We start from the raw sequence: 23368 nt of genomic DNA, 5'->3' as shown, positions 1-23368 counted from the left end.
CGCTTATCTTTCCTGGATTTCGGGTTCGTTAATCTGGTGTAACGGGAGAATAAGAATAAATTGACTTCCTTCATCTACCTTACTTCTGGCGGCAATAATTCCGTTGTGTTTGTCCATATTTTTTTTGGCAATTGCCAGACCAATACCGGTACCCTCGTAACTTGCCCGATCCGTCAATCGCTGGAAAATGACAAAAATACGATCCATAAATTTTTCATCGAACCCAATGCCGTTATCGCTTACTACAATACGATAAAAACCGCCTTCCGGAGCCGGTTCGCTACCCACGGACTTTTCGGCAATACGTTCTGCCGTGATGGTAATAACCGGTGGTATTTCCTTTTTGGAAAATTTCAGTGCGTTGCTGATCAGATTTTGAAAAACCTGCCGGATCCGGCCTGGAACGGTATCAATAACCGGTAACTGGTCGACCTTAACAACCGCCTTTTTGGTGGTAATAATTTCATCGAAATCAACCAGGATCTCATTTAATAAACTGGTCAAATCCGTTGGCTGAAATAAAGCGGGTGTCGATAACTGGGCGTAAGCAAGTAAATCATTGATCAATCCGGACATGCGCGCCGACGAATTAATTGATCGATCCAGGTAACTAATTGCTTCTGAGTTTTCTGATAAGTATTTTTCCTTAATCAGGTCATTCAAAATCTGTATTTTCCGGAGCGGTTCTTTTAAATCGTGCGAAACAACCCAGGTAAATTGCTGAAGTTCGTGATTACTTCGTTCAAGTTCCAGGTTTTTATTCAGGAGTTCTTTTGTCCGTAATTCTACTTTTTGCTCCAGTAATTCAGCGGCTAGTTTTTGCGGGTGAATGTCGGTAAACGTTCCGACCCACCGAATCGGTTTTCCCTGCTGCAGGATGGGCAATATCCGTAATAAATGGTATCGGTAATCGCCCGTTGTGAGCTCTTTCAGGCGCACTTCCCGCGTAAACTCAATTCCATTTTTCAGATAAAAATCCCAATCATCCCACATTTTTTTGTCATCGGGGTGGGCTGGTGGAAAAGCATGCTGATCGGTGGAATAGCGAAACCAGTGTTCATTGACGTATTCCAGATTGCCATCCGGGCCAATGGTAAACGCCATTTGCGGAAGTGAGGCCAGTACCGACCGCAATTCCTGCATGCGACCGGCAATTTCCTCCTGCGCCTGTTTTCGCACCTCAATCTCTTTCTGGAGCGACTTCTGGGTTTCTCTTAACTCCTGTTGCTGCCGGTAAAGCCGTTGCAGGGTTTTTACTTTCAGAACCAGAATATCCGGATCGACCGGTTTGGTTAAGTAATCCACACCGCCCGACGTGTAACCTTTGGTAATGAATTTTTTCTCCGTATTTACTGCCGACAGAAAGATGATTGACGTGTCTTTGGCTTTGCTGAACCCCGCAATGGCGTTGGCGACTTCAAAACCGTCCATTCCGGGCATTTGCACATCCAGAATAATGACGGCATAATTGGTATTCAGTACTTTTTTCAACGCTTCTTCGCCCGACTCGGCAGTGTCGACCGAGAAGCTGTGCAATTCAAGTATTTTTCTTAGAGGAAGAATATTTTCCGGCCTGTCATCAACAATTAAAATCATACGCAATGCAGGTGTTTAGGGCTATGAAAAGGCCGTTTGGGTGTTTCCGCTTTCCTTTTGAAAGGAAATGTGAAGATAGGGCCACCGGACAGGTGCATCCAAATTCATAGAGGTCCAGTGAATAAATAAATCCCTACAGACGGATAGTTTGGCATATGTGCTGGTTTTCTGACGGTTTTCTTCCATTTAGAATAACTTATTATTCTAAGTAGTTTGCGAAAGGGCTGAAGGGTATTTAGTGGTAGGGACGTGCGATTATAAAACAAAAAAGGCCACACAGTGTGTGACCTTGTCTTTGTAGCGGGAGCTGGACTCGAACCAGCGACCTTTGGGTTATGAGCCCAACGAGCTACCAACTGCTCCATCCCGCGATCTTGGGACTGCAAAGGTAAGGAGATTTCCATAAAAAACAATTACCTTTGTGAAAAATTTCACCCCTCCCGCTAAATTAATTTAGCTCGGAGGGGATTTTTTTCTGTAGTCATTGGTTGTCAATTACATGGATAGTTCAAATGAAACGTACGGGCCGGACCATAAAGCCGGGTATGTCAGCATCATCGGAAAGCCGAATGTCGGCAAGTCGACGCTGATGAATCAGTTGGTGGGCGAACGGCTTTCAATTATTACCTCAAAAGCCCAAACCACCCGCCACCGCATCATGGGCATTCTCAACGGAGTGCACGACGGCCAGGAGTTTCAGTTGGTCTATTCAGACACGCCGGGGATTATCAAACCCCAATATCGCCTTCACGAATCAATGATGAGTTTTGTGCGCGGTTCGCTGGAAGATGCCGATGTGATTCTGTTCGTGACCGACATTTTCGAGAAATACGACGAAGATGACGTGATCGAGCGGCTTCAAAAGACGCAGACACCGGTTTTGTTGCTCATCAATAAAATCGATCTGGCGACGCCCGAGCAGATTGACGAGAAGATTAAGTACTGGAATGAGAACTTCAAATCCGAAGCCATCATTCCCATTTCGGCACTCAACTCGGTCAACGTTAAGCACGTATTTAAAGCCATTGTGACGCGCCTGCCGGTGCATCCGCCTTATTTCCCGAAAGACGAACTCACTGACCGGCCTGAGCGCTTTTTTGCTTCCGAAATTATTCGCGAGAAGATTTTTCTGAACTACAAAAAAGAGGTCCCTTACAGTTGCGAAGTGGTCATTATCGGTTTTAAAGAAAAAGACGACATCATCGTTATCCAGTCCGAAATTCTGGTTGAGCGGGCTACTCAACGGGCGATTTTGCTGGGTGAAGGGGGTAAAATGATTAAAAAAACGGGTATTATGGCCCGGGAGGAACTGGAGCGCTTCTTTGGCAAGAAGGTGTTCCTTGAACAATACGTAAAAGTAGAACCCGATTGGCGCACGAAAGAACGGGCGCTGAAACGGTTTGGGTACGAAGATTAACCGAAGGTCAGCCACAGGGCGAAACGGAAAAGAGAGGGCGGCAATGGTTGCAAACCCTTCCTTTTTATTCTGCTTCGCTCTGATTGTGCTCCTTCTTTCCTCATTTTTAACGAAGTTATGGCAAATATTGTAGCAATTGTGGGCCGCCCGAATGTCGGGAAATCGACGCTGTTTAATAAATTGGTAGAACAGCGCCAGGCCATTATGGATAATCAGCCGGGCGTTACGCGCGACCGGCATTACGGCTATGCCGACTGGACGGAGAAGTATTTTACCGTGATCGATACCGGCGGTTATGTCGTCGGGTCGGATGACGTTTTTGAAGAATCGATTCGGGAACAGGTACAGATTGCCATCGACGAGGCCTCCGTGCTGCTGTTTATGGTTGATACAATGGCCGGTTTGACCGATCTGGACAAGGATTTTGCCGACGTGCTGCGCCGGTCGAAAAAACCGGTCATCGTGGTGGCCAACAAATCCGAAACCGTACTGCGCCAGAATTCGGTGGGTGAATTTTACTCGCTGGGCCTGGGCGATCCGTTCCCGATTTCGTCGATCACGGGGACCGGAACGGGCGATTTGCTGGACGAAGTGGTGAAACATTTTCCCAATGATGGCGTCGAAAATCCGAACGCCGGTATTCCGCGCATCGCCATTCTGGGTCGCCCGAACGTGGGTAAATCATCGTTTTTGAACGTATTGACGGGTGAGGAACGCAGCATCGTAACGGACATTGCCGGAACCACCCGCGACGCCATCGATACGCGCTACCGGGCTTTTGGCAAGGATTTTATCCTGACCGATACAGCCGGTATCCGGCGCAAGGCGAAGGTGAAAGATAATATTGAGTTTTACTCGGTGATGCGCTCGCTGAAGGCGCTGGAAGAATCGGATGTGGTCATTGTCATGCTCGACGCCACGCGGGGTCTGGAAGCGCAGGATATGAACATTATTGGGCAGGCAGTTCGGGCCAAGAAAGGGGTTTTGCTGATGGTGAACAAATGGGACGCCGTCGAAAAAGATAGCAAAACCGCTGATAACTGGAAGAAAGAAATTGTGCAGCGTCTGGCACCGATCGATTATCTGCCGGTTATTTTCGCTTCAGTGGTGGAAAAGCAGCGCATTTTTCAGGTGATGGAAAAAGCAATGGAGGTTTACGAAAACAAAACCAAGAAAATTCCGACCTCGAAGCTGAACGACGCCATGCAGCCGGAAATCCTGAATTATCCGCCCCCGGCTACGAAGGGTAAACTGATCAAAATCAAGTACATGATTCAGTTGCCAACGCCCTCGCCAACGTTTGTGTTCTTTTGCAATCTCCCGCAATACATCAAAGAACCGTATGAGCGGTTTCTGGAAAATAAACTTCGTGAGCATTTCGGATTCGACGGAGCGCCCATAACGATATTTTTCCGACAAAAATGATGGGTTTACAGCCAACGTCGTCCTCACGGACACGGTATTGGATCGGAGCGCTGCTGGTTTTTCTGGCAGCGTTTTGTTTTGCGTTAAAGGGTGTTTTAATCAAGCTGGCTTACCAGTATCAGATCGACACCATTTCGCTGTTGACAATGAGGATGGTTTTTGCACTGCCTTTTTACGTTTTTATTGCCCTGAAACTCGCCAAACGGCGGCCGCCGGTTCAGTTATCGGCCCGGGGCTGGCTAACGCTGGCATTGCTGGGCATTATGGGGTATTACATTGCCAGCTACATGAATTTCCTCGGGCTCGTCTACATAACGGCCAGTCTGGAACGCATCTTACTGTTCATTTACCCTACGTTTGTGCTCCTGCTCGGTGTGGTGGTTTACGGCCGCAAGGTCAACCGGCTGCAACTGCTGGCGGTTTTACTGACCTACGCCGGAATCATCGTTGCCTTTGTCCCGAACATCAGCTCCGGACAACAGAAAGACGTTTTTCTGGGGGCGTTCTGGGTTATTCTGAGCGGTTTGGTCTACGCGGTTTATCTAGTCGGCAGTGATACGATGATTGCCCGGGTTGGCTCCCAGCGGTATACCTGTTACGCGATGATTGTGGCAACGCTTGTTATTGTCATTCATTGCCTGATTGCCAACGGATTAAACCTGTTCAACTTCCCTGCTCCCGTCTACCAGCTGGCGCTCCTGATGGCGGTTTTGGTTACCGTCATTCCTACTTTCCTGATTGCGGAAGGAATCAAACGCATTGGTTCTGGCAATGCGTCGATCGTTGCCAGCATCGGCCCCATTTTCACCATTATTCTGGCCACAACATTCCTGAATGAAACCATCACGTCGTATCAGTTTCTGGGCACGTTGCTGGTCTTATTCGGCGTGTTTCTGATTGGCTGGAAAGGACGTAAGTGACGACCGGAATACCTCCTGTTATGGATTCAAAATAGCCAATACTTACCTACTTATTTGCACTCTTTTTAAATAGATTAACATATCTACCCTACTGTGCATATTTTTTTGCTATTGATGTATAAATAACTAAATTTCAGTCGCTTTACGCACCTAAAATGCACAGAGAATCATGACAAAGGAAACCGTACTTAACGATGAAAAGAAGATTGAGCGAGCCGCTTACGTCTTAAAGGCCGTCGCTCATCCCTTGCGTATCAAAATCATTCAGATGCTGAATGAACACAAGGAACTGAACGTCTCTACCATTTACAAGAACCTGAACGCGGAACAATCGCTGATCTCGCACCACCTGATCAACATGCGCGACAAAGGAATCCTTGAAATCCGCCGGAGTGGCAAAAACATCTACTACTTCCTGGTAGATGATTCAATTGCCGAGATTATTGATTGTATCTACCGTAGCAAAATCATGATTTAATGAAAAAGGGAAGCAGCTCGGCTTCCCTTTTTGTTTCTTCAGGAGAATAACTCGCCATCCCGGTACACGGGTACGATTCCCAGGTGTTTATACGCCTTCTCAGTAGCTTCCCTCCCGCGCGACGTTCGCTTCAGATAACCTTCCTGAATTAAAAACGGCTCATAAACTTCTTCAATCGTCTCGGCCTCATCGCCACAGGCCGTCGCAATGGTTGACAGACCAACCGGCCCACCTTTAAACTTGTCGATGATCGTCGACAGAATCCGGTTATCCATTTCGTCCAGCCCATTCTGGTCAACATCGAGCGCGCGCAGGGCGATTTCAGCAATCTCAACCGTAATGATTCCCTTGCCTTTGACCTGGGCAAAGTCGCGCGTCCGGCGGAGCAGGTTATTGGCAATCCGTGGCGTCCCACGGCTCCGGCGGGCAATCTCGTAAGCGCCCGCATCTTCGATCGGTGTCCCCAGAATGGCCGCCGAGCGGTTTACGATGCTAGTCAGCAAAGCCGCGTCGTAATATTCCAGCCGGGCGTTAATCCCAAACCGGGCGCGCAGGGGCGAGGTCAGCAAACCGGCGCGGGTGGTGGCGCCAATCAGCGTAAACGGATTCAGTTTGATCTGAACGGTACGCGCATTCGGGCCGGAATCGAGCATGATATCGATTTTATAATCTTCCATCGCCGAGTAGAGGTATTCTTCCACCACCGGATTCAGCCGGTGAATCTCGTCGATAAAAAGTACGTCGTTTTCCTGCAGGTTCGTGAGCAAACCGGCGAGATCGCTGGGCTTGTCGAGCACCGGTCCCGACGTCATCTTGATATTGGCATTCAACTCATTCGCAACGATGTGCGAGAGGGTGGTTTTGCCCAAACCCGGAGGGCCATGAAGCAGCACATGGTCGAGCGCTTCCCCGCGCTGCAGGGCGGCCTGGACGAAAATCCGCAGGTTTTCGAGGATTTTGGCCTGCCCCGTAAAATCTTCAAACGACAGCGGACGTAAGGCGCGTTCGATTTCCTTTTCGGTCGCGCTCATACCGTCGTTAGTACCTTTCAAAATGTCTTTCCGCATCGGTATCTGAATGAACGTATTTGTTGTTTACGCCTTAAACGAATCTGATTTTCAGCCGTTTACACAGGCACTGATTTCATTCAAATATACGAAATTCCGGGCATATTTCCGCTACCGAACCAACAGAATCGAGCCCCGTTTCAGCACTTTTGGCCGATCCGGATAATACAGACTTTTGAAGTTCACCGTGTAGGCATAAACCATTGACGGATAGGCCTGTCCACGGTAATTGCCGTCCCATTTCTTCTCCGGATCGTTCGATACAAAGATCACTTCGCCCCAGCGGTTGAATACCCGAAGTTCAAAATCCGTTACGTAGGCCGTGAAAACGTCGAGCAGATCGTTGTTGCCATCGCCGTTCGGGGTGAAGGCATCCGGAATGACGACGCGGGGTTCGCATTTATCAACAACCACCGCCGTATCGACCACAGCGCAGCCGTTGGTACCCGTCACCCGAACGGCATACCGCCCCACTTCCAAAACCGTTATGCGCGGAGTGCTGTCGCCGGAATGCGGCCAGAAATACGTGAGCGAGCTGTTTCCCGTTACCTGTAACGTCGCTTTGCCGTTATCACCCACGCACAGGGGAACTTCCCGGGTCAGGTCGAAGGTCGGCAAAGGCAAAAAGGTCAGTTTCACGTCGTCGGTTGCCGTACAGACGCCGGACGTTGCCACCACCGAATAAGTCCCCGATTGGGTCGGATTAATTGACGAAGTAGTTGCGCCCGTCGACCACCGGAACGTCGCTCCCGCTGATGCATTCCTTACTGCCAATTGCAGAGTCGGGGATGGGCATAAAGTTGTATCCGGTCCGAGATTGACGGTTGGCGGCACCTGAACAAACACAATTTTTCGGTCGGAAGCCACACAGCCGCCCTGGGAAGCCGAATAGGTCAGCACAATCGGCTGCGTGCCTGCCAGACTATCCGCTGGCGTAAACCGCCCGGTACTATCCACGCCCCGGCCCGTCCAGAAACCGCCGATCGGCGTCGCTCCGGCGAGGTTAATCACCGGGCCATTGGCGCAGGTTTCCAGTGGCGGACCCGCTTCTACGACCGGTTTCGCGTTGAATGTAACCACCACCTCATCGGAACCCTGGCAACCCGTAATCGAATTCCGAACTGTTAAACGATACGGCCCGGCTTTGGTCACATTGATCGATGGTGTATTTTGACCGCTATTCCACAGATAGACATCGCCCGGCGTTTGGATCAGCGACGACAGTTGAATCGTATCGCCGATGCATTTTCCCCGATCAGGGCCTAAGGATACAAAACCAGTGGTATCGACCGGAACGCGGATGTTATTCAGGGTATCGAGACAGCCGCCGGTATCACGCGCTTCGAGGCTATAGACCCCGCCGTTAATACCGGTCAAACCGGACCCATTCCCGACCACCGTGCCGGCGGCATCCCGCCAGATAAACTCCGTCGGTCGCCCCTTCACCACCGTAAGTCGAATGGAACCGCTTTGCGGAACCGTACACAGGGCCGTCTGCGGATCGGCTTTTACTTCAATGCTGTTGTTGGACTGGAGCTTCAGCGTGGTATCGACCGTACAGGCATTATTACTGATGATCCGAACAGTGTATTCCCCATCCCGGATGCCCTGCAACAGCGCCGTGGTATCGCCAATCGGTTGACCAGCCAAACTCCACTCAAACCGCCGAACCGTGGCCGAGCCAACGCTGAGCCGGATGCTGCCGTCGGTGGTCGTACAACCGCTCGGAGGGGTCATGAAGGCTGTTACTGCCGGTTTTGGCAAGGCAACCACCGCCACCGTATCGGTGTTTTCGCAACCGTTGATATCGCCAACAATAACCGAATACTGACCCGCTTTACTGATCGTCGTTTCACGCTCCGTCGAACCATTGCTCCATTTGAAACTGTTCCATCCGTTGCCGCGGGCAGTTAAGGTTAAGGAACTGTTCAGGCAAAGCGTTGTATCGGGGCCAAGCGTAAAATTAGGCGGACGACGCAGGGAAACGTTGATCGTATCACTTGAAAAACAGCCCCCGTTCGCAGCAATAACCACAAACCGCCCCGGTGTAATGCCGTTGTATCCCGGCCTGCCCGGGGTCGTCACGGTCAATGTTCGTTCATTATACCCTCGCAGAACCCGCCCATTTCGCAGCCAGATATAAACACCAGCCGCCACTTTGGCATCCAGCGTAACGGTATTCTTACAACTGTCTATATCCGGCCCCAGATTAATTGGGTCGGGGGTTTTGACAATGGTTACATTCTGCGTGATCAACGTATCCTTACAAATGCTTCCATCCGAACGCATGGTTACAATACGCAGGCTAACGGGATAAACGCCCGGTTGCTGAAACGTATGCGTGGCTTGCGTAGCCGTTGTGCTGAACGGCGCGCTGCTGTCGCCCCAGTTCCAGGTATAATTATCTTTTAAAGGCGAACAGCGGGGCGTGGCCGTAAACTGGGTGGGCGAACCGGCGCAGGTGTCGGCATATGAAAAACCGGGTGAACTGGACGGTTCGTTGAAATTGGCGACCATGTTCGGCAAACCCAGTTGGCTCGTTGGCCCATTCAGATTGAGACCATTCGGATCGAACGTCGCGGGGGCCAGCAATGCATCGTTCGGATTTTCGATCACCCCCAGGCTTTTTCCGTTTTTGATGGCCACGTAAATCTTACCATCAGAACCGATCTGCAAAGCGCCGTATTCCCGCGCCTTTGTACTATCCAAAACCGTCTTGGAGGCTTCGATCGCGGCCGGGTCCGGATTTGTCAGGTCATAAATCAGAATCTGGGAAGCGTGCGCCGTATCGCCCTGTAAGGTAACATAGAGTTTCGAGCCGTCGGGTGAGAACTCGACGCCGTACGCTTTCGGTGGCGCCGGGCCGATGTTGATGGAAGGACCAGCAGTCATGACGCCGGTCGAATCGTTGAACGTAAACGTTTCGACGTAGTTGGTGGGCGGACCGGGCACCACGACCGCAATGGGGCGGTTTCCGTTCCCGGTCGTGTCGGCCGGACCGATTTTCATGTAGCCTTCGCCCTTGGTTGTGGTATCGTGCGGCATGCCGAGGGCATACTCGACCGGACCTTCCGCACCGGCTTTCGTTACGTGATAGACCTGAAACTTGTTGTTACCGTAATCGTGCGAAATAACCCAATAAGTTGTATCACGATCATTCCGGACTGAAGCCAGACGCTCCGTCGTCAGGGAATCCACCAGGGTGTTTTTCTCGACAATAGCGCCAATTCCCTGATTATAACGCATATCAACCAGGCTCACGGTCAGGTTTTTCTTGCCGTTAATCTCAGAAGTTGTATACACCCGGTAGAGGTATTCACAGCCTTTACAGGTCGGCTGCGGCACAATTAACGCCGACTGGGTCGAATTCTGACTACCCTGCAGCTGCGCCGTGTCGGCCGGATTGAGCGGTTTCATCAGGTTCCCATTTTTGTCGTAAATGAGAACCCCGCCGGTATAAAAGAGAAGCTGCCCTTTGGTGTTGGAGATGGACGATGACCCTTCGATGGTATTCAGTTTTCCATCGTCCAGCGGGCTGGGGCTACCGCCGGAAAAATCGATTCCGGCATTGTTTCCGAAATACCACTTGGCGCCCTGTTGTTGCGGCTGCTGCCCGCACACCTGCACGTTGATGCGGTTTTCTGTTGAACAGACATTCGGCTTGTCTTTTTGTGAACCAATCCAGACTTCCACCGAGTAACATCCCGCACTATCGACCTGAATGGTTTGGGTCGTATCGCCTTTGGGATACCAGAGATAACTCGCCCCTGCCGGTGCACCGTTTGGATACGGATCGAGTGTTATTTTCTGCCCGTTACACAACATGGTATCCGTTCGCCAGTTCTGAAATTGGGTGGGCGGAACACCGATGGTAATCGGTCTTGAAGCGGTTTGCTTCGACCCATCCTGCATGGTTCGGGTCAGCGTAACCGTATAAGTACCGGGATTATTGTAAGAATGCTTGGGTTTGGCGGCTGAAGAGGTATCCTGACCGGAAGCGCCGTCGCCAAAACTCCAGACCCGGGAGCGCACGTTGGGTACGGTATCTTCAAACATCACACCCGTATCGCAAGATGGGTCGGCAATACACAGTTTCCCGCTTACCTTAATTCCCTGCACGGCAGTTTGTGCATAGGCCGCGCCGACAAACAGCCCCCAACACAGAAGCATCCATCCCAACCGCCGTACCATTCCTGTATAGGTTGTCATTCGCTGCTAAAAAGTCAAGTAAATACCGGCCCGGCTTCTGGTTGCATTCATAAACATAACAGTTGAGGTGGGCAGTACGTTATTGTAAACGAAACGGCGGCTATAAAAATTTTATAAGTTACCATTCATCCGTTTCATCATTTGCAACTATCTTTATCTAATCTGTCAAGTGCAATTTTACGGCAAAAAAACGTTTATCTGTTAGTGTTTTATCCGAACCAGTTTGGCAAGTTGTTTGCTTAAAAATACAGTTATGTTAAAACGTTACTTTTTTCTTCTCCTTGGCTTGCTGATCGGCGGAACGGTTTGGGCGCAGGACCCGCAATTTTCCCAGTTTTATGCGGCTCCTCTGTACCTGAATCCGGCTTTTGCGGGTTCAGCGCTGGCTCCGAGGGTAACCGTCAATTACCGGAATCAATGGCCCGCCGTCACCAACTACGTAACGTCTATGGTGAGTGTCGACCATTTCTTCGAGCGCTACAACAGTGGCGTCGGTTTGATGCTGCAAAGCGACAACCAGGGCCAGGGACGCATTCGCTCCACGGACATTGGATTGCAATATTCTTACCAGATTCGGGTGGCTGAAGAAACATTCGTCCGGCTGGGCGTACAGGGGTCTTACGTCAACCGTTCGATCAACTGGTTCGGCCTTACCTTCGGCGATCAATATAACAATGGCGGTTTTACCGGCAATCCGACCACGGACCCGGTGGTGACCAATGGCTCTCCGCAACTGAAGTACCTGGATTTCTCAACCGGCGGTTTGCTGTATTCCGACTGGTACTGGATTGGCGTGGCGGCCCATCACCTCAGCCGACCCAATCAGGGTGTTTTTGTGCTGAGCGACGAAAGCCGCCTGCCCCTGAAAGGAAGCATTCACGCCGGGTTGCGGATTCCGTTTGCGGGCTTCACCGGCCTGGGCGATGAATGGGAACGCGAGAAAACCATCTCTCCGGCGATTAATTACCGCTATCAGGGCAAATACGATCAGTTGGATCTGGGCGTTTACATGACCTACTCACCCATCGTGGTTGGGCTTTGGTACCGGGGTTTGCCACTGAAAAAATACGCTCCCAATATCACCAACCGCGAGTCGCTGATTGCCCTGGTCGGTTTTCGTCAGGATGCCTTCTCGATTGGCTACAGTTACGACGCAACCATTTCGTCACTGGGGCCGGGCAGCGGGGGTGCTCACGAAATCTCGCTGTCGTACACCTTTGAGAACTGGCCTCCGGGCAAACCCAAAAACCGCAACGCCCGCAAACAGCTTTCCTGTCCGAAGTTCTAAAGTTCGGGGGCACGGTCGATATCTTTCACCACGAGTTGAACGGTATACCGGCTTTTCTGCTCCACCAGCAGTTTTTTGTTGACCAGAACCCGGTCAATGGTTTTCTCATCGTAATGCCGGATCGTGATGAGTTCCAGACCTTCGTTGTAACTAATCCGAAATTCCTCCTGCAACTGTGGCATCAGCCGGGCCAATCGCTCCGGGCGGTGATCGACCACGACCGAAAAACTGATGGCGGTATTCTGCATCAGGTTGATTTTCACGCCGTATTCCGCAAAATGCCCGAAAATTTTGCTCAGATTCGCTTCCGCAATGAACGAGAAATCCTTCGGATGAAGCGAAATCAACGTCTGGTTCATTTTGAAAATGAACGACGGAATAGGCAGGTGTTTTTCAAAATGCCCGATCACAGTTCCGGGTTCCTCCGGACGAAAAAACGACCGGACGTAGAGCGGAATGTTCTTGTTCTGTAACGGTTTGATGGTTTTCGGATGAATCACCGTGGCGCCGTAATACGCCAGTTCGATGGCATCCTGATAGGTCAACTGGTCAATTTTAACGGTTTCGTCAAACCACTTGGGATCGGCATTCAGGACGCCCGGCACATCTTTCCAGATGGTGACGCGCTCGGCGTCCAGGCAATAAGCGAAAATGGCAGCGGTATAATCCGATCCGTCGCGACCCAGCGTGGTCGTGTGACCTTCACCTGTATTTCCAACAAAGCCCTGCGTGATCACAACGCTGGTATCCAGCAAATCGGCCAGCGTTTCGGTAATATGCTCACCGGTTTGGCTCCAGTCTACTTTTGCTTCCCGGTAACTATCATCCGTTCGAATCAGCCGCCGGGCATCCACCCAATAGGAATCTAAACCGGATTGGTTGAGATAGGCGTTGATAATCCGGGTTGAGAGCAATTCGCCAAACGAGACCAGTTGGTCGTAAACTTGATCGACTGGAGCTTCGGGATCCTGATCCAGGATGGTTTCAACGGCCGAGAACAAATCGTAAACCGGTTGGAAGGCTTCCGAATCCGCGCTGGCTAATTCATTGATTGTCTGCTCATGCTGAATACGGATATGCTGCCAGATAGCGTCTTTTTCCGGCTCTCGGCGCAGATAAGCCCAGGTTAATTTTTCCAGCGCATTGGTCGTTTCGCCCATCGCCGAAATCACTACGACTAATTCACGGGGCGGTTGCTGTTGAATGATGCTGGCCACATTGCGAATACCCTGCGCGTTTTTTACCGATGCTCCGCCGAATTTAAATACCTGCATTGTACGAATCTGAAAGGACTAAGAAAAGGGCAGGTCGCCAGTGGGATTGATGTCGGGAGCGGATTGATACGGTTTTATCCGTGCGAATCCTTTCCCTTCAATCACACCGGCGACCCGGCACCGTTTTCCTGAAAGGTTATTTTAAGCAGTTACTACCCGTTTGCTGTAGATCAGTTCCCGCACGGCGTCGGCAATGCCCTGCGGATCAAAACCGCATTCGCGGTGCAGGTCGATTTGCTCCCCGTGCTCGATCACCGCATCCGGAATTCCCAGCCGCTTGACGCGCGCAACGTAGCCGTGATCGGTCATAAATTCAACCACCGCGCTGCCAAAACCGCCCATTAAGCAACCGTCTTCTACCGTGATGACGTTGTCGTACCGTTGGAATATTTCGTGCAGCATCGCTTCGTCGAGCGGTTTTACAAACCGCATGTCGTAATGCGCGGGCCGAATACTTTCTTTTTCGAGAAATTCACAGGCCGTGACGGCATAGTTCCCGATGGGTCCAATGGTCAGAATGGCTACGTCTTTTCCATCCCGGATTTTGCGTCCCTTGCCAATTTCAACCTGTTCCAGCGGAGTCCGCCAGTTGGGCATCACGCCTTCACCCCGCGGATACCGGATCGTAAACGCCTGAGTGCCGTCCTGAATCGTATCCGACTGGGCCGTAAACATTAGGTTTCGGAGTTCCTGCTCGTTCATCGGGCTGGCCACGATCATGTTCGGAACGCAACGCATAAACGCCAGGTCGTACGCGCCGTGGTGCGTCGGGCCATCGGCTCCGGCAAAACCGGCGCGATCAAGACAAAAAATAACCGGTAATTCCTGAATGCAGACGTCGTGGATCACCTGATCGTAGGCGCGCTGCATGAAGGTGGAGTAAATATTACAAAAAACCACCTGACCCTGCGTCGCCATCCCCGCCGAGAACGTAACGGCATGTTGTTCGGCAATACCTACATCGAAAGCCCGATCCGGAATGGCCTTCATCATAATATTCATCGACGAACCCGACGGCATCGCGGGCGTAACGCCCACAATTTTCTCGTTGACTTCCGCCAGTTCCACCAGCGTATGCCCGAAAACATCCTGGTATTTAGGCGGTTGCGGTTTGTCGTAAATTTTCTTTTTAATTTCCCCCGTCACTTTATCGAACAAACCCGGCGCGTGCCATTTGGTCTGGTCTTTTTCGGCGGGGCCGTAGCCTTTGCCTTTCACCGTCAGGCAGTGCAGCAGTTTGGGACCCGGAATGTCTTTCAGATCGTTCATCACGCTCACCAGATGATCGATATCGTGGCCGTCGATGGGGCCAAAATACCGCAAATGCAGCGATTCGAACAGATTGCTTTGCTTCAACAGCGACGCTTTCAAACCGGTTTCGATTTTCGAAACGATGTCCTGCGCGCTTTTGCCGAAATTGCTCATCTTGCCCAACAGATTCCAGACTTCGTCTTTTACCTTGTTATAGGTCGGCGAGGTTGTAATATCCGTCAGGTATTCCCGCAAGGCCCCCACGTTGGGATCGATGGACATGCAGTTATCGTTCAGGATAATCAGCAGATCGGCTTCGGTCGAGCCTGCGTGGTTCATGCCTTCGAAGGCCAGACCGGCGGTCATGGCACCGTCGCCAATTACCGCAATGTGGTGCCGCTTCGGATTGTTCTGGAGTTGCGAGGCTACGGCCATACCCAGAGCCGCCGAGATGGAGGTTGACGAGTGACCAACCCCAAACGAATCATACGGACTTTCCTTCCGTTTCGGAAAACCGGATAAGCCTTTGTAAAACCGGTTGGTATGAAAAATATCGCGCCGTCCGGTCAGAATTTTATGGCCATACGCCTGGTGACCCACATCCCAAACCAGCTGATCATCCGGTGTATTGAAAACATAATGGAGGGCAACCGTCAATTCGACAACACCCAGACTGGCACCAAAATGACCGCCATACACTGATACGTTATCGACAATAAACTGTCGTAGTTCAGCACAGACTTGGGGGAGGTCGGTTTGATCCAGATTACGGAGGTCGTCCGGGGTGTCAATCTTGGCGAGTAATTTGCCGGGAGTGATCAACATAGTGAGTAGGGTAGTGTAAATTGTTTTTCATAAACTCCGTGTGGCAACAAACTGTTTCACCACATTCATTCATGAAATCTTTGCCGGGCAAAAGTACAAAAAAAACACAACTTGCACATCCAATTAACTGATTCTCAAAAATCAGCATTGTGGAAGGCTATAGGCCTAAAAAGCACGCCGAAATAACGTTTCTGCGTGCTTTTTAGTAAATTTACTAAACGTTCGTTCTGTATTTCCGCCAAAAATACCTGAACAATTTCCGCGAGAAAAATACAATTTAGAATCTATCCACGCTGGCTGGCCCGAAATAGTTTCTGTTTCTCTTCCCGCGTGAGGCTTTCGTAACCGGAACGGGATATTTTATCCAGAATCGCATCAATTTCGTCCTGATCCGGCATGGCAACCGCCGACGGCGACGAGGGGGCCGCGTAGGAACCGGCGCTCATGCTGGCGCTGCTCCGCTGGCGGTAGGATACCTTAACCGGCGGTTTTTTCCGGAACAGGCTCTGCCATCCGTCCATGACCCAGTAAATAGGCTGGCCCAGATCCGTGCCATTCTGAAGCATTTTGATAAACAGAAAACCGACCAGCGCCCCGCCCAGATGGGACAGATCGCCCCCGGCATTGGGGCCGATGGACCGCGCCAACGACAGCACGATGTAAAAGAAAGCAATGTATTTGATCCGGACCGGGCCAAAAAACAGCAGATGAAAGGTGTAATTAGGCAATAGGGTAGAAGCGCCGACGGCAACGGAAAAAGCGGCCGCCGAAGCGCCCAGCATCCGGGAATCGCTCACTTGCTCATGAAAGTAGGGAAGCAGGTTGTAGATAGCGATGTAAGCCAAACCACCCGCCAAACCGCCCAGCATATACAGCGCCACCAGTCGCCGGTTTCCCAGGTATTCGTCGATCAACCGCCCAAACCAGTACAGAAAAAGCATGTTGAACAAAATGTGAAAGACGTCTTCGTGCGTGAAGAAGTACGTAATCATCGTCCACGGCTTCATGATGAAAACGCTCAGCGAAGCGGGTAACCGAAGTTGATCAACGATCAGAGTATAAACGCCGGACATCTCCGCCAGTGTCAGAATCACTTTCAGGATCAACAGCAGTAAAAAGACAATGGTATTAATAAGAATCAACTGCACCAACGTATTGTTGGGCTTGTTGAATTCGCTCCGGAAGTCATCTAACAGTCCACTCATCACTCAATAAAAATTATTTCGTTGCTTTCCCCAATATTTTACCAATATAAAAGCAAAGAGCATACCGCCAATATGGGCGAAATGCGCCACATTGTCGGATTGTGCCCTATAGACCCCCGAATAGAGTTCGTATGCACCATAAAACGCCACCAGGTACTTTGCCTTGATGGGTATCGGTGGAAATAATAGGAAAAGTTCGGTATTTGGAAATAATAATCCAAATGCCATCAAAATTCCAAAAATGGCCCCCGAAGCGCCTACCATCGGTACGTCTAACTGCTGCTCGAGATACTGATTCACCAACTGGATCGCTCCCCGTATATACGAAGGGTCCGTCGGGTTTTCTTCAAACACTTTCAGAAAATTATCTCCCTGACTCAATAGACCCCGATCCGATAAAAACAGTTCTAATGACTCCGGTGTCGGCTGGCTTTGAAAGGCAACCACTGCATCTCGTAACTGGCTGGCTTCAAAATAGTTTATTCCCGAAAATAATAATCCGGCACCAATACCGGTAATAAAGTAAAAAATGGTAAACCGTTTGCTCCCCCAAACCTGTTCAAGCATCGGGCCAAAGAAAAACAAACCCAGCATATTGCTGAAAATATGCCCAAAATCGGCATGCAAAAACATGTAGGTTACAAACTGGTGGGGCGCAAATGCCGGTGACAGCAAGGAGTATAACCCAAAAAAATGAATCAGGTCGATTCCTGCCAGTTTTAAAACAAAGAAACCGACATTGATAAGCAGGAGCGTCCTGACAACCGGCGTAAGCATCATAAAGTTGTAACGTTTTCTGGCAAATTTATCATATCAGGACCGAAATAATCCTGCTAACTTATCCAACGCCAATATAGTTGTAATCGGTTCACCGTTGGGCGTATATGATGGGTTCGTTGACGCAATTAATTGGTCGACCAACGCCCGTTGTTCCGGCTCGGCCAGTTGTTTCTGCTGCCGCGCGGCCGACCGCCGGGCCAGCGAACGCGCCAGCACCTCGGCCCGCTCCAGCTTCAGCCGCCCCGTATCTTCGCGGAGTTGGGCCAGCAGATTCGCAAATAGTTCTTCTTCATTTTCACCCACCGAAAGCGCCGGTACGCCCTGAATGAGAAACGCATTCTGGCCGATTTCATCAAAAAGGAATCCTAGACTGGTCAGATCATCGCGTAATTCGAGCGCCAGGTTATAATCGACCGGCATGACCGTCACGGTTTTCGGAAACAGCAGTTGCTGCGAAACCCCATTGCGCTTGGTCAGTGCGGCCTGGTACTGGTCGTAGAGCACCCGCTCGTAGGCCCGGCGCTGATCGATGACCAGCATACCCGCCTGTACCGACGTCACCAGGTAGCGGTTGTGCACCTGAATAATGGCCCCGGTTCCTTCCAGCGCAACCGTAGACGTCACCAGTTTATTTACCCGGCTCCCCAGCGTTACCGACTCCGTTTCGGACGGTTTTTCGGCTGAAGAGCGGTTTTCGAACAAGTTCGTTTCCTCCGTCGCCGGTTTTTCCGTTGGCTCCAGACCTTCAAACAGCGCCTGCCAGTTGGCGGCCGACTTACGCGGAAAATCAAAACCGGTATTGGCTTTTTGTTCAGAAGCTTCCGCGGACCAGGCCGGTGACATCGGACGCAGTGCCGACCGGTTTCTGGGTTCCGGCTCGGTAACCGGCTGCGCTTCTGACGATCGACGGGGGAGCGGGGTCACCGGCAGGAAGTTCACATTGGCGTCAAAATCGAGCGATGGGGTTAAATTGTAGACGCCAACCGCCTTTCGGACGGCCGCCATCACGATGGCGTAAACCGACCGTTCGTCATCAAATTTGATTTCGGTTTTGGTCGGGTGAATGTTGATATCGATGTGCGATGGATCAATTTCGATGAACAACACATAAAACGGATGAAACCCGTCCTGAATCGTTCCTTCATACGCACCGACGACGGCGTGGTGCAGGTAATTATGTTTAACGAAGCGGGAGTTGACGAAAAAAAACTGCTCTCCGCGCGTTTTTCGGGCAAATTCGGGTTTGCCAATGTAGCCCCGAACGCTCACATAAGGCGTTTCTTCTTCACAGGAAGCGAGTTGTTCCCGGTATTGCTTTCCAAAGAGATCGACAATCCGGCGGCTCAATTTCCCGGCCTGGAGGTTATACACCTCCGAATCGTTATGATAAAGTGAGAATGCGACTTCGGGATGCGCCAGGGCGACGCGCTGAAACTCATCCAGAATATGCCGCATCTCGACCGAATTGGTCTTCAGAAAATTGCGCCGGGCGGGAACATTGAAAAATAAATTTTTTACGAGAATATTTGTTCCCGGCAAACACGAAACCGATTCCTGGGTTTTCAATTCAAAGCCTTCCATCCGGATCAGCGTTCCCAATTCGTCGCTGCCACGGCCCGAATCGGACCGGCGGGTGCGGAGTTCAACTTGGGCAATGGCGGCAATCGAGGCCAGTGCTTCGCCCCGAAAACCCATCGTGCGGATGCGAAAAAGATCGTCTGACGAGCGGATTTTCGACGTAGCGTGTCGCTCAAAACTCATTCGGGCGTCGGTTTCTGACATGCCGATACCGTCATCGATAATTTGAATCAGTGATTTACCGGCATCCCGAATAATAATTTGTACGGTTTTTGCTTGGGCATCTACTGAGTTTTCCAACAATTCCTTGACCACTGATGCCGGCCGTTGCACCACTTCTCCTGCCGCGATCTGATTGGCAATTGAATCCGGTAACAGTTGGATAATATTTAACATTTTGTATTTATCTAATATTTCAGATTCTTAATGGAAGAACAAATTACGGTTTTTCCATGACATAAGAAAAACCAGCCAGAATAGCTTTTATAAATTTTTAAATCTTTTTTTTCGATTCCTTGTTGTTGAAATAATTCAAGACTATTTTTAACTATTGGCGGAAATATTTACGTTTTCCGGTTCGTTATTCAACAACAATAAGTCATTTGTAGCGCATTGGACTTAATAAAAGTGGCACCCTTTACCCAAACACGAGATGAAGAAGGTCAATTTGAACATGATCATGCAGTGGATTGTTTTTTTCCCAATTATCCTGCCGTTATGCATGATATTCGGCGCCGTACAGGGAGCAATTCAGATGGCAGAGCGGGTACTCAACCAGTTTTGGTCGGATGTAACACCTACCGTAAAGTAAGTTTTTACTAAATTCTGTTTTCCATCCAACGATTACCGGTTTTTTGTCCGAATGGTTACGCAATCGGGTGTCTCAATAGGATGATTCTATGTTCACCCTTTTGCCAATCACCGTAATCAATAAATAAAATCAAGATTTTTGTCCTTGTAATCTTCGGGATCGAGCGATAAGAATTCTTCCCAGAACGGATTATTCGGAACCCCGGCTTTACAGATCAGGGGTTCTTTCTTGACGGGATGAATAAAATACAGCCGTCTGGCATGTAAATTGATGCTGCTGTCCTGATTTGCCCGCGGAAAACCGTACTTGATATCTCCCCGAATCGGGCAGCCCATACTCGCCAGTTGCACCCGGATTTGATGCGGCCGTCCCGTGATCGGATTCACTTCCAGCAGATAATGATCGTTCACTTTTCCGAGTAAGCGGTAGGTCAGTTCGGCGCGCTGCGAACCCTGCACTTCGTCTTCGTAGGCTTTTACGGTATTGGTCGCTTCGTCTTTGAGCAGAAAATGCGTCAATCGACCTTTTTCTTCCCTCGGTTTTCGGCCAACCACCGCCCAATACGTTTTCTGCACCTGACGCTTCCGGAAAATCTCGTTCATTCGTTCCAGCGCCTTCGACGTGCGGGCAAAGACGACCAACCCGCTAACCGGCCGGTCGAGCCGGTGAACGGTTCCCAGAAACACATCGCCCGGTTTATCGTACTTTTTTCTGATGTACTCCTTGATCAGATCAAGCAGCGGTACATCACGGGTTTTATCGGCCTGGACCAACACTCCCGGTTCTTTATTGACCACAATCAGGTGGTTATCTTCGTATACAACGACGTATTTCTGTTTCATAATGGTAGAGACGGGTTTTAACCCGTCTTAACGCCCGCAATAAACCGGCCGATGCCTAATAAGCTTCTTCTTTGCTCGGAAACTCGCGATCTTTCACATCATCGACATAGTGTTCGATGGCTTCGGTAATAATGCCGTGCAGGTCAGCGTAACGACGTAAAAACCGGGGTTTGAACTCTTTGTTAATACCCAGCAAATCGTGCAGCACCAGAATCTGGCCGTCGGCATCCGGCCCGGCACCAATTCCGATCGTCGGAATCGTCAGGCTTTCAGAAACTTGCTTTGTCAAGGTCGCCGGAATTTTTTCCAAAACGACGCCAAAACAGCCAATGTCTTCGAGCATTTTGGCATCTTCCATCAGCTTCTGCGCTTCGGTTTCCTCCTTGGCACGAACGGCATACGTCCCGAATTTATAGATCGACTGGGGTGTTAAACCCAGGTGGCCCATCACGGGAACGCCCGCACTCAGGACGCGGATGATCGACTCTTTCACCTCTAAACCGCCTTCCATTTTGACGGAATGCGCGCCGGATTCCTTCATGATCCGAATGGCTGACCGCAGCGCTTCTGTCGAATTGCCCTGGTAAGAACCGAACGGCAAATCGACCACCACCAGCGCCCGCTTGACGGCCCGAACCACCGAGGTGGCGTGGTAAATCATCTGATCCAGCGTAATCGGCAGGGTGGTTTCGTGACCGGCCATTACGTTGGAAGCCGAGTCGCCAACCAGAATAATCTCTACTCCGGCGGCATCGACCAGCCGGGCGAGCGAATAGTCGTAGGCGGTCAGCGCCGAAATTTTTTCGCCCTTGCTTTTCAATTCCTGAATAACGCGGGTCGTGATCCGTTTGACGTCGGGATTATGAACAGACATTCGTTTTGTAAACCGTTTTAAGCAATCAGTGAGCAGGATTTGGTCGGCAATCTACCGGTATTTGTACGGAATAAAACCACGAAGTTGGGAAAATGATTCGGTGGACCGCGCCTGGTTTTCGGAAACCAAACCACTAACGGTCGATCAGCCAGGATTCGGGGTTCATCCGGTTGGTGCTTTTCCAGACCTGAAACTGGACTTCCGCGACGCCGTCTTTGTCGGTGGCAACCACGCCAATCACTTCGCGGGCCTTGACGCGCTGCCCAACCTGCACCGAAACACTCTTCAGTTTGGCGTAGACCGTGTAATAATCACCGTGTTGAATGGCAACGATGTTGTGCATACCGGTCACGAAGGTCGTATACTGCACGACGCCATCGTAAACCGCCCGCACCACTTCCCCGGGCGTGGTCTGAATATCGATTCCGGGGTTATCCTGCATGACGCCTTTCAAAACCGGGTGCGGTTTAACGCCGTAATGATCCGAAATAAACCCGCGCGTAACGGGCCAGGGCAAGCGGTTTTTCGACGATGCAAACGAGGACGCCAGGGCGGCTTCTTCGTCATTCAGCAGGTTATTCCGGCGTTCGTCGGGCTTACGGGCGGTTCGTTCAGCGGCCTCCGAAGCCGGTTCGGCGGCTTTGGGCTCAGCGGTTTTGGGTTCGGCAGCTTCCGGTTTGTTCGCTTCCGATTCGGCGGCTGCGGCCCGTTCGGCTTTGGCTGCGGCTGCCGCTGCGGCCTTCTCGCGGGCAATCCGTTCACGTTCTGCCTTTAACCGTGCCAGACGAGCCAGACGTTCGCGTTCTTCCCGCTCGCGAATTTCCCGGCGAATCATTTCCGTAATGGCCGATTCCAGCCGACTGACCGCCTTCCGGCTTTCGGTCAGTTCGGTGCGAAGGTCTTGTTCTTTTTCGCTCAGTTCCGTCGCCATGCGGTTTTTCTCATCCTTGAGACCTTCCAGGCGTTTCGATTCGTTCACCTGCACGGCCAGCGTTCCCTGCTGCTGTTTCTTTTTGCGCTCAACATCCTGCTGTTTCACCAGCATTTGCTCCCGCACTTTCTCCATCTGCCGCACCTGCCCCTTGCGGGCTTCGGAATACTGCTGGAGGTATTTGTACCGCGCCACCAGTTGATTGAAACTTTCGGCGGAAAACAGAAAACCGAGCGGATTGACCTGTTGACGCCGTTTGTCGGCGGCATAAATCATTTCTCCGTATTCTTTTTTGAGTTTTTCCAGATTGTTCTGCAACTGAGTCGACGACTGACGCAGCTCCCGGATTTCGGATGTCATCAGTTTGACGTCTTCCGTGAGCAGGTTAATCTGTTTGGACTGGGCCGCAATTTCCTGATTCAGCGCTTTGAGCTGCCCCAGGGTGGCCTGTTTCTGCGAAGAGGTTTTTTTCAGAATCGTCCGAATCTGCGATACTTTCTCGATATTCTGTTTCTTCTCTTTTTCCAGCTGCTGACGGCTTCGCTGCTGAGCCATAATGCTTCCAGCAGCCAGCCAGCATAGGGTAAGCGTAAGGAT

The 23368-nt window shown here is 50.8% G+C and carries 16 protein-coding genes and 1 tRNA gene; 5 read left to right on the top strand and 12 right to left on the bottom strand.

What is annotated here, in order from left to right; translation table 11 throughout:
• Nucleotides 1-3 precede the first annotated feature (3 nt).
• Nucleotides 4-1596: a hybrid sensor histidine kinase/response regulator gene (locus GJJ30_RS07355; protein ID WP_154174513.1), complete on the bottom strand. Its 1593-nt coding sequence runs from the start codon at nucleotides 1594-1596 to the stop codon at nucleotides 4-6.
• 298 nt (nucleotides 1597-1894) lie between these two features.
• A tRNA-Met gene (locus tag GJJ30_RS07350) sits at nucleotides 1895-1967 on the bottom strand.
• Between the two features lie 128 nt (nucleotides 1968-2095).
• On the opposite strand from GJJ30_RS07350, the gene era reads away from it, so the two are divergent.
• The 4 genes from era to GJJ30_RS07330 all read left to right on the top strand — a co-directional run bounded on the left by era (nucleotide 2096) and on the right by GJJ30_RS07330 (nucleotide 5836).
• Complete coding sequence (gene era, locus GJJ30_RS07345) at nucleotides 2096-3013, top strand: GTPase Era (RefSeq protein WP_154174512.1); 918 nt, start codon at nucleotides 2096-2098, stop codon at nucleotides 3011-3013.
• A gap of 117 nt (nucleotides 3014-3130) precedes the next feature.
• The gene (gene der, locus GJJ30_RS07340; RefSeq protein ID WP_154174511.1) at nucleotides 3131-4438 is read left to right on the top strand and encodes a ribosome biogenesis GTPase Der; all 1308 of its coding nucleotides are present in this window, start codon (nucleotides 3131-3133) and stop codon (nucleotides 4436-4438) included.
• Nucleotides 4435-5358 carry a DMT family transporter gene (locus GJJ30_RS07335; RefSeq protein ID WP_229313019.1) on the top strand — a complete coding sequence of 308 codons (924 nt, stop codon included), beginning with the start codon at nucleotides 4435-4437 and terminating at the stop codon, nucleotides 5356-5358. Before der ends, GJJ30_RS07335 begins: the two co-directional genes overlap by 4 nt.
• 169 nt (nucleotides 5359-5527) lie before the next feature.
• Nucleotides 5528-5836: an ArsR/SmtB family transcription factor gene (locus GJJ30_RS07330; protein WP_154174510.1), complete on the top strand. Its 309-nt coding sequence runs from the start codon at nucleotides 5528-5530 to the stop codon at nucleotides 5834-5836.
• Between the two features lie 38 nt (nucleotides 5837-5874).
• Here the strand turns inward: GJJ30_RS07330 and ruvB are convergent, their stop codons facing one another.
• Complete coding sequence (ruvB, locus tag GJJ30_RS07325; protein WP_154174509.1) at nucleotides 5875-6903, bottom strand: Holliday junction branch migration DNA helicase RuvB; 1029 nt, start codon at nucleotides 6901-6903, stop codon at nucleotides 5875-5877.
• Nucleotides 6904-7014: 111 nt separating this feature from the next.
• Entirely contained in the window at nucleotides 7015-11112 is a 4098-nt protein-coding gene (locus GJJ30_RS07320; RefSeq protein ID WP_154174508.1) for a PKD domain-containing protein, read from the bottom strand.
• Nucleotides 11113-11365: 253 nt separating this feature from the next.
• On the opposite strand from GJJ30_RS07320, the gene GJJ30_RS07315 reads away from it, so the two are divergent.
• Nucleotides 11366-12400 (top strand): PorP/SprF family type IX secretion system membrane protein, encoded by a 1035-nt coding sequence (locus GJJ30_RS07315; RefSeq protein ID WP_154174507.1) that lies wholly within the window; start codon nucleotides 11366-11368, stop codon nucleotides 12398-12400.
• Here GJJ30_RS07315 and GJJ30_RS07310 read toward each other — a convergent pair.
• From GJJ30_RS07310 to GJJ30_RS07275, 8 genes are all read right to left on the bottom strand, one after another.
• Nucleotides 12397-13674, bottom strand: a complete 1278-nt coding sequence (locus GJJ30_RS07310; RefSeq protein WP_154174506.1) for an aspartate kinase — start codon at nucleotides 13672-13674, stop codon at nucleotides 12397-12399. The genes GJJ30_RS07315 and GJJ30_RS07310 overlap by 4 nt on opposite strands.
• A gap of 141 nt (nucleotides 13675-13815) precedes the next feature.
• Nucleotides 13816-15750, bottom strand: coding sequence for a 1-deoxy-D-xylulose-5-phosphate synthase (gene dxs, locus GJJ30_RS07305; protein WP_154174505.1), 1935 nt, complete (start codon nucleotides 15748-15750; stop codon nucleotides 13816-13818).
• A 284-nt stretch (nucleotides 15751-16034) separates the two neighbouring features.
• Nucleotides 16035-16955, bottom strand: a complete 921-nt coding sequence (locus tag GJJ30_RS07300; protein WP_154174504.1) for a rhomboid family intramembrane serine protease — start codon at nucleotides 16953-16955, stop codon at nucleotides 16035-16037.
• Between the two features lie 3 nt (nucleotides 16956-16958).
• Complete coding sequence (locus tag GJJ30_RS07295) at nucleotides 16959-17732, bottom strand: rhomboid family intramembrane serine protease (protein ID WP_154174918.1); 774 nt, start codon at nucleotides 17730-17732, stop codon at nucleotides 16959-16961.
• A gap of 36 nt (nucleotides 17733-17768) precedes the next feature.
• Nucleotides 17769-19709 (bottom strand): DNA mismatch repair endonuclease MutL, encoded by a 1941-nt coding sequence (gene mutL, locus GJJ30_RS07290; RefSeq protein WP_154174503.1) that lies wholly within the window; start codon nucleotides 19707-19709, stop codon nucleotides 17769-17771.
• Between the two features lie 531 nt (nucleotides 19710-20240).
• Entirely contained in the window at nucleotides 20241-20966 is a 726-nt protein-coding gene (locus GJJ30_RS07285) for an RluA family pseudouridine synthase (RefSeq protein ID WP_154174502.1), read from the bottom strand.
• A 55-nt stretch (nucleotides 20967-21021) separates the two neighbouring features.
• Nucleotides 21022-21840, bottom strand: a complete 819-nt coding sequence (gene panB / locus GJJ30_RS07280; protein WP_154174501.1) for a 3-methyl-2-oxobutanoate hydroxymethyltransferase — start codon at nucleotides 21838-21840, stop codon at nucleotides 21022-21024.
• A gap of 133 nt (nucleotides 21841-21973) precedes the next feature.
• On the bottom strand, nucleotides 21974-23326 hold the full coding sequence (locus GJJ30_RS07275; RefSeq protein ID WP_229313017.1) for a murein hydrolase activator EnvC family protein: 1353 nt from the start codon (nucleotides 23324-23326) through the stop codon (nucleotides 21974-21976).
• Nucleotides 23327-23368: the final 42 nt, after the last annotated feature.

Origin of the sequence: Larkinella terrae (assembly GCF_009668025.1) — a bacterium.
GTDB lineage: Bacteria > Bacteroidota > Bacteroidia > Cytophagales > Spirosomataceae > Larkinella > Larkinella terrae.
The sequence above is the reverse complement of the archived record's forward strand: the minus strand, read 5'-3'. Positions and strand labels throughout refer to the sequence as shown.